The organism is Mesorhizobium sp. ArgA1, assembly GCF_053714375.1.
Genome location: NZ_JBSKBQ010000170.1, coordinates 1 through 308 on the forward strand (window position 1 = coordinate 1; position 308 = coordinate 308).

Here is a 308-nt window from a genome sequence, read left to right on the forward strand (position 1 = left end):
TCCACGCCCCCGGTTGTTCGACCGGCGCGCCAGGAAACGCCGTCCGAACGTGAGCCCGCATCGCGATTTTGTCGGCCACCATGATCTCCAAAAGGTCGCTGCGAGCCGGATCCTTGGACGAATTGCTCAGAACCATCGGGATCACGCCATCTTCCCGGCCCGCCACTGCGGCCGGGCTCGGATTCCACGTCCGGGTGCGCGCTGGTTCGCGAGCTTTCAGCTTCGTCCGGCCAGAGATTCTCATCAGAAGGCGATGAGGTAGTTCCCGGCACGGCGCGAAAACGACGACGATTCCCACCAATGCCCTG

Annotated in this window: 1 protein-coding gene; it reads right to left on the bottom strand. The window is 63.6% G+C overall.

What is annotated here, in order from left to right:
- Nucleotides 1-308: hypothetical protein (locus ACWGTI_RS32850; RefSeq protein ID WP_454590705.1), on the bottom strand; the 308-nt coding region annotated here is incomplete at both ends.